This window comes from Actinoallomurus sp. NPDC050550 (assembly GCF_040655075.1).
GTDB lineage: Bacteria > Actinomycetota > Actinomycetes > Streptosporangiales > Streptosporangiaceae > Actinoallomurus.
The window spans coordinates 32,864-45,388 of sequence record NZ_JBFAJC010000080.1 but is presented as its reverse complement, the minus strand read 5'-3'; the positions used below and the strand labels follow the sequence as shown (position 1 = coordinate 45,388).

Sequence of the window (12,525 nt, the reverse complement as noted above, 5' to 3'; positions counted from 1 at the left end):
GGTGGTCCGTTCAGTATTTTGCGGTTCGCGGAGCCGGATTTGCCGGATGTGGTGTATCTGGAGCAGTTGACGAGTTCGTTGTATCTGGATAAGCGTGAGGATGTGGACAATTATCTGGCGGTGATGGAGCGGTTGTGTATCGACGCCGAGCCCGCCACCCGCATCCGCGATACCCTCGGCGAAATTCTCCGCGACCTTTGATGTCCCACGCGTTCTAATGTCTCGCGTGTTCTGATTTCCCGCGCGTTTTAATCTGCCGCGCCCCGAACGGCGCTCGGCTCAGAGTTCGCGGATGATCTTGCTGATCAGGTCCATGGACTCCTCCGGCGAGGCGCTCTGCACGCACAGGCGCTCCATCGCCGCGGTGTAGTGGTCCATGTCGTCGTCCTTCTCGAGGTACATCGCGCCGGTGAGCTGTTCGATGTAGGCGATGTCGGGCAGCTCGGGCTCGGGGAACCGCAGGATTGTGAACGCCCCGGCCTCGCCGGCGTGACCACCCACCCGGAACGGCATGACCTGCACCGTGACGTTCTCGCGCCGGGCCGACTCGTGCAGCGCGCGAAGCTGGGCGCGGGCGACGTCCACGCCGCCGATCGGCCGCCACAGCGCCGCCTCGTCGATCACCGCCCACAGACGGGGCGGATGCGACTGGTGGAGCATCCGCTGGCGGCGCATCCGCAGCTCGACCCGCCGGTCGATCTCCTCGGCCGGCGGATCGGACATCCCCTGGGCGATGACGGCGCGGGTGTACTCCGGGGTCTGCAGCAGGCCCGGGATGAACTGCACCTCGTACGTCCGGATGACCTGCGCGGCCTCTTCCAGGTCGACGTACGGGCGGAACCAGGCGGGCATCGCGTTGCTGTAGGCCTGGAGCCAGCCCGGCCGGCTGGCCTCCCGGACGACGGTGAGCAGGGCGTCGCGTTCGCCGCGGTCATCGATGCCGTACAGCTTCAGCAGGGCGACGATGTCGTCCTCGTCGAGGCCGGCCCGGCCCTGCTCCACGCGGCCGATCTTGTTCTCGGTGGCGTGGATCGCCTCGGCGGCCTCCTTGCGGGCCACCCCGGCCGCCTCGCGCAGGCGGCGCAGCTGCGCTCCCACGATCCTGCGGCGGACGGTGGGCCTGCTCACCGAATGCACCGCGACAGCCACCGTACCCACCTCCGATCACCACAATGCGGGCAGAGTCTGCCATTGATGACCACTGGTGAACAGACCTGACGGCCAACCGCGATCGAAATATCGCTGGATGACGGGCGAATGGCGTGAATCGCGCGTGGGTCGGGGTGGCCTCCGGCCGGTCCGGGCCTGTTCAGGCGGTCGCGGCGACCTCTTCTTCCTCGATGCGGCGGTTCCATTCGCGTTTGCCCGCCTGCCAGCCGTCCTCGTCCGTGTCGCAACGCCAGTACCCGGAGATGGACAGCTGCTCGAGGGGGAGTCCCCGATCGACGCGCAGGTGGCGCCGCAGCCGCTTGACGAAGTTCGCCTCGCCGTGCACGAACGCGTGGATCTCGCCCGGCGGGAACTCCAGGTCCTGTACGGCTGAGACGAGGGCGTCGCCGATCTGCCCGTCGCCGCGGTGCAGCCACACGATCCGGGCGTCGCCCGGCGTGTCGAGCGGGAGTTCGTCCTCCTTGCCGGCCACCTCGACGAAGACCCGCGTGGGCACGCCCTGCGGGATCCTCTCCAGCGACGCCGCGATGGCCGGGAGGGCGCTCTCGTCGCCGACGAGCAGGTGCCAGTCGGCCTTCTCGCTCGGCGCGTACGCGCCGCCGGGGCCCTGGAACAGCACCTCGTCGCCGGGCTTCGCCTGGGCGGCCCACGGCCCGGCCAGGCCACGGTCGCCGTGGTGCACGAAGTCGATGGTCAGTTCCACCGCCTCCGGGTCCCACGAGCGCACGGTGTACGTGCGTATCCGCGGCCACTGGTCCCGAGGGAGGTCGCGCCGTACGGCCTCCATGTCGAGCGGCTCGGGGTACGTCACGCCCGGCACGGGAAAGAGGATCTTCACGTAGTGATCGGTGTACGACCCGGCGGGGAAGCCGGCGAGGCCGTCCCCGCCGATCACCACCCGGATCATGTGCGGGGAGATCCACTCGACGCGGCGGACGCGTCCGTGGTTCAAACGCCGGCCTCGCCCGGCCGGTCTGTCGTTCGCCATCTGTCGCTCCTCACTTAGGCATGCCTAACTTTATTCCGATATATCGTTGCCGACGCTACCTCCTGCGTGACGCTCATCACGTTCGTACGAACCGGAGCGCGAGAGGCTCTCGATGACATCTGTCATGGAAAATCGGGGACAGGGCGCTCTATAGAGGAGAGGACGGCTCTGCCAGGATCCTGCCGTGGAGTCAACCGAAGTGCGGCTCCGGCCGCCACGACAACTGGTCAGCCCGAAGGCGATCGGCTATTGGACCGTGCGCGCGCTGGCGGGCTGGCTGCTCGTGGCCGCCGCCCAGGTCGTCTGGCTGATCAACGACGGCGGCGACGCCTCGTGGCACGTCGGCGGGCTGATCCTGACCGGCGTGCTCGGCGCAGCGCACGTCATCGTCATGCCCCAGTGGAGGTTCCGTGTGCACCGCTGGGAGGTCACCCTCGAGGCGGTCTACACCCAGTCCGGCTGGTTCGACCAGGAGCGGCGCATCGCCCCGATCTCCCGGATCCAGACCGTCGACAGTGAGCGTGGACCGGTGGAGCAGCTGTTCGGCCTCGCCAACGTCACCGTGACCACGGCTTCGGCGGCCGGCCCGCTGAAGATCCGCGGGCTCGACCAGGAGACGGCGGAGCGGCTCGTCGACCGGCTGACCGAGGGCACGGCCGCCGACCGTACGGACGCCACATGACGGCGATCGAGCCCGGCGCCGGCGAGTGGCGGCGGCTGTCCACCCGCATGCTCCTGATCCATCCGGTGCAGGAACTGCTGCGGGCCTGGCCGCTACTCCTCGGCCTGGTGGTCGCCGGAAGCGCCGGCGGGCACGGGTCCTGGTGGAGCCTGATCGCCACCGGCCTCGTCATCCTCGGCGGGCTGTTGCGCTGGTTCACCACCACCTACCGCGTGACCGCCGAACAGGTCCAGGTCCGCAAGGGGCTCCTCCGGCGGCAGGTCCTGACCGTCCCGCGCGACCGGATCCGTACGGTCGACGTCACCGCCCACGCGCTGCACCGGTCACTCGGCCTGGCCAAGGTGGAGATCGGCACGGGGCGTACCGACCGTAAGAACGAGGGCGTCAAGCTCGACGCCCTGAACGCCACCGAGGCCGCCCGGCTGCGCGAGGAGCTCCTGCACCGGGCGAACACCGGCGCTCCGGCGGCGTCGTCCGCCGTTCGGGCGGCCGAGCCGCCCCGGGAGACGCTCCTGGCGCGCATGCGGCCCGAATGGCTGCGGTACGGCCCGTTCACGCTGACGGGGTTCGTCACGGTCGGCGTCATCGCCGGGGTCGTGTGGCGCTCGCTCAACGAGGCGCACGTGGACCCCCGGCGCATCGGCGCGCTCAGCGCGCTCGCGGACCGTTTCCAGCGGACCCCGCTGGCCGTGGACGTCCTCGTCGTCGTGGTCGCGCTGCTCGTGGTCGTCGCGGTCGCCTCCACCCTGGGATACCTCCTGGCCTTCCACGGCTTCCGGCTCACGCGGGGCAGCGCGGGAACGCTCCATGTCACGCGCGGGCTCATCACGACCCGCTCGATCACCATCGAGGAGCGGAGGCTGCGCGGCGTCGAGTTCAGTGAGCCCCTGCTGCTTCGGGCGGTGGGCGCCGCCCGCTGCATCGCCATCACCACCGGCCTGCGGGTCGGACGGGGCGCCGAGCGCGGCGGGTCGCTGCTGCTGCCGCCCGCACCGTGTCCCGAGGCGCTCCGGGTGGCCGGCGCGGTCATGCGGAACGACGCCCCGTTCACGGCGCCCCTGACCGGGCACGGCCCGCGCGCCACGCGCCGCCGATTCTCCCGCGCGCTGGGTGCCACCCTCCTCATCCTCGTGGCGGCCCTCGCCCTGTGGGGCGTCGGAGCGGTGCCCGCGTGGATGTGGCAGGCGGCCATCGTGCCGGTACCCCTCGCCGCCCTGGTGGCCGCCGACCGCGCGCACGCCCTCGGCCACGCCGTCGTGAACGGCGCCCTCGTCGGCCGCCGGGGCTCGCTCGTCCGGCGCCGCAGCGTGCTGTCGTGTGAGGGGATCATCGGCTGGAATCTGCGCCGGTCGTTCTTCCAGCGGCGCAGCGGCCTGGCCACGCTCGTCGCGACGACCGCGGCGGGACGGCAGCGGGTGGAGGTCCAGGACGTCCCCCTGAACGAGGCCCTCCGCGTCGCAGAAGAGGCGCTCCCCGGCCTGCTGACGCCGTTCCTGGAGCCCTGAGCCGCGACTGGACGGCCCCGCGCGGGCCGTGCCATGATCGCGCCGTCAGAAATCAGTGAAGTTCGTCGGCGCCTGGTCGGTCGGTGGTGTGCGTCGGCGTGCTCGCTCGGTCGCGAGCACGTCCGGCATGTTCGCCATCGTCGGATCCGTGTTCGGGACCGAGCCCGTCCCGAAAGGACCAGGCATGGCCACCGACCACTTCGAGCTCACCGGCGACGGCAACGTCCACGACCCCGAGCGGGCGATCGACGATCTCATCGACGCCCTGTTCGACCACATCGCCGCGACGCTCCGGGAGCACGCGCTGCCCGGTGAGCTCCTCACCGCCATGCGGGCCCGGCACGCGGAACTGCTGGCGGCGAACGCCCCCATGGCCGTCGACGAGGCCTCGCGCCACAACCTCCGGCTCACCCTGGCCGTGGTGGCGGCGTACGAGCCGCTGCTGCCGCGGCTGGGCCGCGACGCGGCCTTCGAGGCGGTACGGGCGGCGCTCGTCGAGCCGCTCGGCCCCGTCCTCCGCGAGGGCACGCTGGCGATGCTGGACGCGGCCTCCGACCCCTTCAGCGAGATGGTGGAGCTCAGCAAGGCCCAGGAGGAGCACGCGTACGGCCGGACGTTCACGTTCGAGCGTCCGGTCGACGACGACCGTGAGTACCTGCTGGAGATCCACCGCTGCTTCTACCATGACGTGCTCGCCGCCAACTCTGCGGCGGAGCTGACACCCGCCCTCTGCGCGTTCGACACGAACTGGATCGAGGCGATCGATCCGGACCGGCACGGCTTCCGGTTCGAGCGGACCACGACGATCGGGCTGGGCGGCGCCCACTGCCCCTTCCGCTTCATCCGGACCCGCCCCCGCGAGTCCGGCGACGGCTGAGCCCCGATCCCGTTCCGGGGGCGGCCGCCGCTTTGGCGTCCGCCCCCGGCCGGTGGTCCCCGCCCACCGAAATCACTTAGGTGGCTCAGGGCTCTTCGTGAAGGAGGATTTTAGGAACACCGTGTAACTGATTACCGCGGGAACTCTCACATTCCATCCCTTGACGGCCCGAGTGAGTACTTGCTCGCTGTCAAGCAGTCGACCGGTATGCGGGTCGAAAATCAACGTGTATCGCTGTGGGATGTCCGAGCCGTTCCACTCGACGCTGACCGCGACGCCGGCACGCGCCGCCCGATCGGTCGTCGTGCCGTCATAGTGCAGGCCAGGGATGTCGGCGACGACCCGGAGCGCGGCGGCAGCGACTGCGGGCCGGATGGGTTGTTCGCTGTAGAGATGGTCGATGTCGACGAGTCTTTCCACCTGCCCCTCGTCTGAATTCGGATTCGCCGCATACAGTTGCTTCCGCAAGGTCTCCGGGTTATCGGACAGCGTGCTCCATGCCAGCCCGAACGGTATGCCGTGCGGACCGAACCTGTGATCGGCCTTGCCTGGTGCGACGATCCCGCCGTCGTCCTTTTCTGTTTTCTCCCACAACCGGCGGTCGCGTTCGGTCGGGAAGTACGGCGGGCCCCATTCGTAACGTTGGCGTCCCGAACCGTCGGCGGCCAGCCACTGCTCGGAGGTCATCGCGATGACGGCACTGCTGATCTCGCCCTTCGCGTTTCCCTGATCGTCGAGCGCCCAGTTCCGGGTCCGAACATAGGCGTAACGACCTGTACCGGCGGTGTCGGGTTGACGCTCGGCCCGCTCGGCCAGGCGCAGGAGCACGTCCCGGGCACGTGTGGACCCACCGTCGTGATAGGCGAGCAACGGCGGGGTCGCCGCGCGCGCCTTCGTCCCCGGCTCACCATTCCCGGGCAGGACCACGACTCCGGCAACGCCGACGATCGCGACCGCGGCGACGCCCGCCCCCGCGAACATCACGGCGCGTCGCCCCCAGAGCCGCCGGACCGAGTCGGGTCCAGGGGCGTCGTTGAGGATCGCCGTCAATGATGCCCCGGACAAGGCGGGGTCGACGCCCGCAGCCGGATCGTGGGGGCTCAGCAGCGTGCGGATGGCGTCGATGTCGGAATTCATCAGGGTGCCTCCTCGCGTTGGTGGCTGTCGAACAGGCCCTCGAGTCGTTTGCGGAGGCGGTGCAGACGGACGTTCACCGTGGCGCGGCTGCAACCCAGCACGATGCTGATCTCCCGGCTGTCCAGGCATTCCCAGGCGGCGAGACGCGCCAGCTCGCGGTCTTTCTCGCTCAGGCTGCGCAGCACCGTGATAGCCGTCTGCCGACTCGTCACGGTCTCCGCGTGGTCGGATTCCGGTTCCACGCTCAGAGCGTCGCTGAGCTCCCGGTCGCGCTGTTCTCGGCGTGCCCTGTTGGCGATGACCTTCCGCGCGACCGAGTACAGCCATGGCAGCTCATGGTCGCGTGGAACGTCGGCGATCCGCCGCCAGGCGACGATGAACGTCTCGCTGGCGATGTCCTCCGCCTGATCCGGGCCCACCCGCCGCCATGCGTAGCGCACGATGCTGCCGTAGCAGCGTTCGTACAGTGTCATGAAGCGCGCCCGGCTCTCGTCCGGGCCGGGCGGCACCGCCTCAAGCGCCTGCGTGTCTTTTCGGTACACATCACGCTTGTGTCGCGAAGAGCGCGATCCTTGCAATGTTCTCCGGGCCGATCCTCAGGACGCCGGCGAGAGGCCGCACGAGCAGGGTCGACGCGATCGAAGTCCCGCCGCGGATCGGGTCTCAGGCCTCGCGGAGGGCGTGGGCGGGCAGGGCGATGAGGGCGGTCATGACCGCCACGAGCGCGAGTGCGGTGGTGAGCGAGGTCGCCTGGGCCACGAAGCCGATGACCGGCGGGGCGATCATCCAGCCGCCGTACCCGACCGTCCCGACGGCGGCGACCGCCGTGCCCGGGTCCCGGCCGGGGGTCCGGCCGGCGGCGCTGAAGGTTAGCGGGACGACCGTGGCCATGCCGAGCCCGAGCAGGATGAAGGCGACGATGACGACCGGCGTGACCGGTACGAGGAGTCCGAGGGCCAGGCCCAGTGCGCCGATGAGGGCCGCCGCGCGGACGACCAGGGGAGCGCCGAGCCGTTCGACGACACGGTCGCCGATCAGCCGGGCCGCGGCCATGGACAGGGAGAACCCGGCGTAGCCCCACGCGGCGACGTCCGTGGTCGCGTGCGCGACCGTCCGGAGGTACACCGCGCTCCAGTCGGCTGCGGCGGCCTCCCCGAACAGGCTGCAGAAGGTGATCACGCCGAGTACGAGCAGCGCGCGGTCCGGCCGCGCGAACACCTTCCCGGGGGCCGAGGGCGGCGCGGGCATGAGCCGGGTGCCGCACAGGGTGCCGACGACGGCGATGACGACGCCGACGGCCAGCAGGTGCGCCGGAGCCGCGATGTCCGCCCGGGCGACCAGGCCGGCGGTCGCGGAGCCGATCAGCCCGCCGATGCTCCACAGGCCGTGCAGCCCGGACATGATCGAGCGACCGTAGCGTCCCTGGACCGTGACGCCCTGGGCGTTCATCGACACGTCGAGAATGCCGCCGGCCGCGCCGAACAGGAACAGTGCGCCGAAGAGCAACGGCATGCCGACCGCGAACGCCGGCAGCGGCAGGGTGACCGCGACGGCGACGACCATCGCGCGGGTCAGGGTGCGGCTGTCGACCCGCGCGCTCAGCCACGCGGCGATCGGCATGGCGCTGAGTCCGCCGATCGCCGCGCCCATGAGCGCCAGACCCAGGTCGGCGGAGGACAGGTGCCGTGACTCCTTGACCCACGGGATGCGGGCCGCCCAGCTTCCCGCCGCCATGCCGTGCAGCGCGAAGACGGCGGCGACCGCGACCCGGGCGAGGCGATCCCGGCGCGTTGGACCGATCGAAACGGACGTCACAGACACCAGGCAATGATCGCGGACATGGGTGACGGAAACCAGCCAGGCCGGTCAGCGGCGGTGGCGGCCGTGGGTGCGATCGCGGACCGGGCGGCCGTCGAGGACGTGGCGCAGGCGGCTGTTGGTCCGCCCGTACAGCAGGTAGACGGCGAGCCCGATCGCCATCCAGATCGCGAAGTACTCCCAGGTACGCAGGTGCAGGTTGAGCATCAGCCAGCCGGTGGCGCCGATCGCCAGGATCGGCGTCACCGGAACGGCGGGCACCCGGAAGCCGCGCGGCAGGTCCGGGCGGCTGCGGCGGAGCGCCAGCACGCCGGCCGACACGAACAGGAAGGCGAACAGCGTCCCGATCACGATCATCTGCTGGAGCGTGAGGACGCTGATCTTCCCGAAGGTCCAGACGTCGACCTGGGACAGCGCGATCGCCGTGAAGCCGACCAGCAGCGCGGCGCGGGTCGGTACCTTGTACCGGCTGCTGATCACGGCCAGGGGAGAGGGCAGCAGACCGTCGCGCGCCATCGCGAAGATGACACGGGTCTGGGCGATCATGACGACGAGGACGACGGTGGCCAGGCCGATGACCGCGCCGACGTCGATGACCAGGCCCATCGCGCTGGAGCCGACGGCGGCGAAGGCGCTGGCCAGCGGCGTGGAGGGGTTGAGCTTGGAGTACGGGACCATCCCCACCATCGCGATCGCGACGCCGATGTAGAGGGCGATCGTGATGAGCAGGCTGATGATCATTCCTCGGGGGACGCGGCGGGAGGCGTCCTGGGTCTCCTCGGCCGCGGTGGCGATCAGGTCGAAGCCGATGTAGGCGAACGCGATCGCCGAGGTGGCGGCGAAGATGCCGAACAGCCCGAACGCGTGCGGAGCGCCGCCCATCAGCACGTCCAGGACGGTCCGGTCGCCGCTCGCGCTGACGGGCCGGGCGGGCGGCACGAACGGCTTGAGGTTGGACGGGTGGAAGAACAGCAGGCCGCCGGCGATGACCAGCCCGATGGCGATGACCTTGGCCAGCACCATGAACCACAGCGTGTAGAGGCTGAGCCGCGCGCCGATTGCCACGACCACGGCCAGGACCAGGAGGAGCAGCAGGGCGAACAGGTCGAAGCCGGTCTCCTGCCCGACGACTCCGGCCAGGAACGACGGCACGTGGATGGCGGAGACGCCGGAGAGCGTGCCGAGGTCGGTGATGAGCCGCGTCGCGTACAGGGACCAGGCCCGGCCGACCACGGCGGCGGCAAGCTGCAGTTCCAGCATGAGCGCCCAGCCGATCACCCAGGCCCAGATCTCGCCGAAGGCGACGTAGGTGAACGAGTAGGCGCTGCCCGCGACCGGCATCGTGGACGACAGCTCGGCGTACGACAGCGCGGACAGCAGGCAGGCCAGGCCCGCGACGACGAAGGAGGCGATCACGGCGGGACCGGCCGTGCTCGCGGCCTGCTCACCGGCGATCTTGAAGATGCCGGCGCCGATCATCACGCCGAGGCCCAGCACGATCAGGTCGCGCGTCTTGTAGACCAGGGAGAGGCGGTGGCGGCCACCGTAGTGCGGGCTAACGGTTTCCTCGACCGGGAGGCGGCGCAGCAGATTGTTCCGGAACGGCGCCTGGACGCTCAACTCGTCTGGTCCTCCTTTGCTCCGGCCGGCCGAGCCCGCACCGCCCGACAAGTCCTAGAGCACCCCAGGATGTACAAATAAACGGTAAATCACAAGGTCATGGCGACTTAGCGGCACATCTGAGACCTCGGAGTGGTTCGGCCGTGATCGGCCGATCGTCTGGTCGCGGGAGCGACGGGATGGCAAGGTGGGCGCAAGCGTTCACCGTGGGTCAGGAGAACTCCATGCGCCGCAGAAACGCCGTTCTCGGGCTCGCCGCCCTTGCCTTGGCGACCCTCACCGCGCCGGCCGAGGCGCGCACCGCGCCCGGGCATCTGGCTGCGGCCCCGCCCCAGGGGAAACAGGCGACCGCGGTGGGATACGGCGGTGCGGTCTCCAGCGTCGACCTCGACGCGACCAAAGCCGGCATCGAGGTGCTGAGGCGCGGCGGCAACGCGGTGGACGCGGCGGTCGCCACCGCGGCGATGCTCGGCGTGACCGAACCGTACGTCGCGGCGATCGGCGGCGGAGGCTTCTTCACCTACTACGACGCGCGGACCCACAAGGTCTCCACCATCGACGGCCGGGAGACCGGGCCGGCGAAGATGACCAAGGACTTCTTCATCGACCCGAAGACCGGCAAGCCGCTGTCGTTCAACGAGGCCGTGACGAGCGGCCTGTCGGTCGGTGTGCCCGGCACCCTTGCCACGTGGGACAGCGCACTGCGGCGCTTCGGCAGCCGTAGCCTCGGCAGCCTGCTGCGGCCCGCGATCGGCGTGGCCGACCACGGCTTCACGGTGGACCAGGAGTTCTACGACCAGACGGCGCTCAACGCCGACCGGTTCAAGGCCATCGTGCCGACGCGGGAGCTGTTCCTGCCCGGCGGGAAACCGCCGGCCGTCGGATCGACCTTCCGCAACCCGGACCTCGCCGACACCTACCGCCAGATCGCCCGGCGCGGCGTCGACTGGTTCTACGGCGGCGCGCTCGGAACCGAGATCTCCGGCACGGTGCGCAAGCCGCCCGTCGACCCGGCCACCACGCTCAACATCCGGCCCGGCGTCATGGAGACCTCCGACATCGCCGCCTACCGCGCCCTGCGGCGTGCTCCCACCCACGTGAACTACCGGGGGCTGGACGTCTACGGCATGGCCCCGCCCTCCTCGGGTGGCTCGACCGTGGGCGAGGCGCTGAACATCATGAAGCAGTTCGACCTCCACGACCCGGTCCAGGCCCTGCACACCTACCTCGAGGCATCCCGGCTCGCCTACGCCGACCGGGGCGCGTACGTCGGTGATCCGGCGTACGTCGACGTTCCGTTGAAGACGCTGCTGTCCGACGGGTTCGCCAGTTCGCGGGCGTGCCTCATCAAGCCGGACGAGGCGGCCAAGAGCCCGGTGCCGCCGGGCGACCTGAACGGCCACGGCTGCGCGACCCCGCAGGGCGCCGGCCAGAACCTGCCGTACGAGGGACCGCAGACGACCCATCTCGTGACCGCCGACCGGTGGGGCAACGTCGTCTCCTACACGCTGACGCTCGAGCAGTTCGGCGGCAGCGGGATCACCGTGCCGCATCGCGGGTTCCTCCTCAACAACGAGATGACCGACTTCGACTTCACCTCGTCGACCCCGGCGGGCTACCCCGACCCGAACCTGCCAGCGGCGGGCAAGCGACCGCGCAGCAGTATGGCGCCCACGATCGTGCTGAAGAACGGGCGGCCGTTCCTCGCGGTCGGCTCCCCGGGCGGATCCACCATCATCACCACCGTGCTGCAGATCCTGCTGAACCGCGTGGACCTGGGCATGACGCTGCCGCAGGCGGTGGCCGCGCCGCGCGCCACCCAGCGCAACACGGCGCAGACCTTCGCCGAGCAGGCCTTCATCGACCAGTACGGCGCCGCCCTCAAGGCCAAGGGGCACGACCTCGCGGTGTTCCCGGGCCCGCCCGCGGGCGTGATCGGCGCGGCGGCCGGCGTGGAGTTCCTCGGCGGCGGCAGGCTCCAGGCCGTCGCCGAACCCGTACGCCGGCACGGCGGCAGCGCGATGGTCGTCAGCCCGAGCCGATGAGCGCGCCGGTCGTCTCGTCGACCCGGCGGTGTCGTCTGCCGCTCACGTGATCGTTCCGGAATGATTACGTGATCACTACGGGAGGCGAGCGGTGGCCGGGGCTACGATCGAGCGGAGAAGGGAGCCGTCGATGGCTGAGGCGTACGTCCAGGTGACGACGACCACCGACTCACGCCAGGAGGCGGCCGAGATCGCCCGCTCGGCGGTCACCGGGCGCCTCGCCGCCGCGGCCCAGCTCGTCGGCCCCATCGCCAGCACCTACTGGTGGGAGGGCGAGATCGAATCGGCCGAGGAGTGGATGGTGGTGTTCAAGACCACCGCCGAGCGCTTCGAGGCGCTGGCCGCGCAGATCACCGAGCAGCACTCCTACGACACTCCGGAGATCATCGCGACCCCGGTCGTCGCCGGCAGCGGCGACTACCTCGCCTGGGTCCGCGAGCAGACCACGATCTGACCGCCGCGGGGTCGCCACTTCACGGCCCCGTGAAGTCGAAGCCGTGCTCCGGGAGCGGATCGCCGGCGCGGAGGCCGCAGTGGAGACCCTGGAGCACGCGGTGAATGCCCCGGCGACGCCCCGCTCCGCGACTGCCCCCACCTGCTCGGACTGCTCGACGGCCGCATCGACGGCGTGTGAAAACCTAGATCCGGGGAAATAATCATTTACTTGCATAGGGCGCGAGTTG

Annotated in this window: 12 protein-coding genes; 6 read left to right on the top strand and 6 right to left on the bottom strand. The window is 70.4% G+C overall.

Features of this window, described 5'->3' with window-relative positions:
* Positions 1–201 (top strand): Scr1 family TA system antitoxin-like transcriptional regulator (locus tag AB0I04_RS50990; protein WP_360902767.1); only part of this gene is annotated, 201 nt, incomplete at its 5' end.
* 78 nt (positions 202–279) lie between these two features.
* On the opposite strand, the gene AB0I04_RS50985 is transcribed toward AB0I04_RS50990, so the two are convergent.
* Together AB0I04_RS50985 and AB0I04_RS50980 are read right to left on the bottom strand one after the other, a co-directional pair.
* A complete protein-coding gene (locus AB0I04_RS50985; RefSeq protein ID WP_360902764.1) occupies positions 280–1,128 on the bottom strand; it encodes a helix-turn-helix transcriptional regulator in 849 nt (282 codons plus the stop codon).
* A 181-nt stretch (positions 1,129–1,309) separates the two neighbouring features.
* A complete protein-coding gene (locus tag AB0I04_RS50980) occupies positions 1,310–2,158 on the bottom strand; it encodes a siderophore-interacting protein (protein WP_360902761.1) in 849 nt (282 codons plus the stop codon).
* Positions 2,159–2,342: 184 nt separating this feature from the next.
* Here AB0I04_RS50980 and AB0I04_RS50975 point away from each other — a divergent pair, with 184 nt between their 5' ends.
* The 3 genes from AB0I04_RS50975 (at position 2,343) to AB0I04_RS50965 (ending at position 5,222) form a co-directional block, all read left to right on the top strand.
* Positions 2,343–2,840 (top strand): PH domain-containing protein, encoded by a 498-nt coding sequence (locus tag AB0I04_RS50975; protein WP_360902758.1) that lies wholly within the window; start codon positions 2,343–2,345, stop codon positions 2,838–2,840.
* Entirely contained in the window at positions 2,837–4,345 is a 1,509-nt protein-coding gene (locus AB0I04_RS50970; protein ID WP_360902755.1) for a PH domain-containing protein, read from the top strand. The genes AB0I04_RS50975 and AB0I04_RS50970 overlap by 4 nt, the downstream gene beginning before the upstream one ends.
* Positions 4,346–4,529: 184 nt before the next feature.
* Positions 4,530–5,222: an L-2-amino-thiazoline-4-carboxylic acid hydrolase gene (locus tag AB0I04_RS50965; RefSeq protein WP_360902752.1), complete on the top strand. Its 693-nt coding sequence runs from the start codon at positions 4,530–4,532 to the stop codon at positions 5,220–5,222.
* A 72-nt stretch (positions 5,223–5,294) separates the two neighbouring features.
* Here AB0I04_RS50965 and AB0I04_RS50960 read toward each other — a convergent pair whose 3' ends face one another.
* The 4 genes from AB0I04_RS50960 to AB0I04_RS50945 form a co-directional block, all read right to left on the bottom strand.
* Positions 5,295–6,359 (bottom strand): CU044_5270 family protein, encoded by a 1,065-nt coding sequence (locus tag AB0I04_RS50960; protein WP_360902749.1) that lies wholly within the window; start codon positions 6,357–6,359, stop codon positions 5,295–5,297.
* Complete coding sequence (locus tag AB0I04_RS50955; RefSeq protein WP_360902746.1) at positions 6,359–6,901, bottom strand: sigma-70 family RNA polymerase sigma factor; 543 nt, start codon at positions 6,899–6,901, stop codon at positions 6,359–6,361. Before AB0I04_RS50955 ends, AB0I04_RS50960 begins: the two co-directional genes overlap by 1 nt.
* Before the next feature lie 121 nt (positions 6,902–7,022).
* Entirely contained in the window at positions 7,023–8,180 is a 1,158-nt protein-coding gene (locus AB0I04_RS50950; RefSeq protein ID WP_360902744.1) for an MFS transporter, read from the bottom strand.
* A 45-nt stretch (positions 8,181–8,225) separates the two neighbouring features.
* Positions 8,226–9,797, bottom strand: coding sequence for an amino acid permease (locus tag AB0I04_RS50945; protein WP_360902741.1), 1,572 nt, complete (start codon positions 9,795–9,797; stop codon positions 8,226–8,228).
* Between the two features lie 224 nt (positions 9,798–10,021).
* On the opposite strand from AB0I04_RS50945, the gene ggt reads away from it, so the two are divergent.
* Positions 10,022–11,842, top strand: a complete 1,821-nt coding sequence (gene ggt / locus AB0I04_RS50940; RefSeq protein ID WP_360902738.1) for a gamma-glutamyltransferase — start codon at positions 10,022–10,024, stop codon at positions 11,840–11,842.
* 130 nt (positions 11,843–11,972) lie between these two features.
* Positions 11,973–12,296 (top strand): divalent-cation tolerance protein CutA, encoded by a 324-nt coding sequence (cutA, locus tag AB0I04_RS50935; protein ID WP_345443535.1) that lies wholly within the window; start codon positions 11,973–11,975, stop codon positions 12,294–12,296.
* Positions 12,297–12,525: the final 229 nt, after the last annotated feature.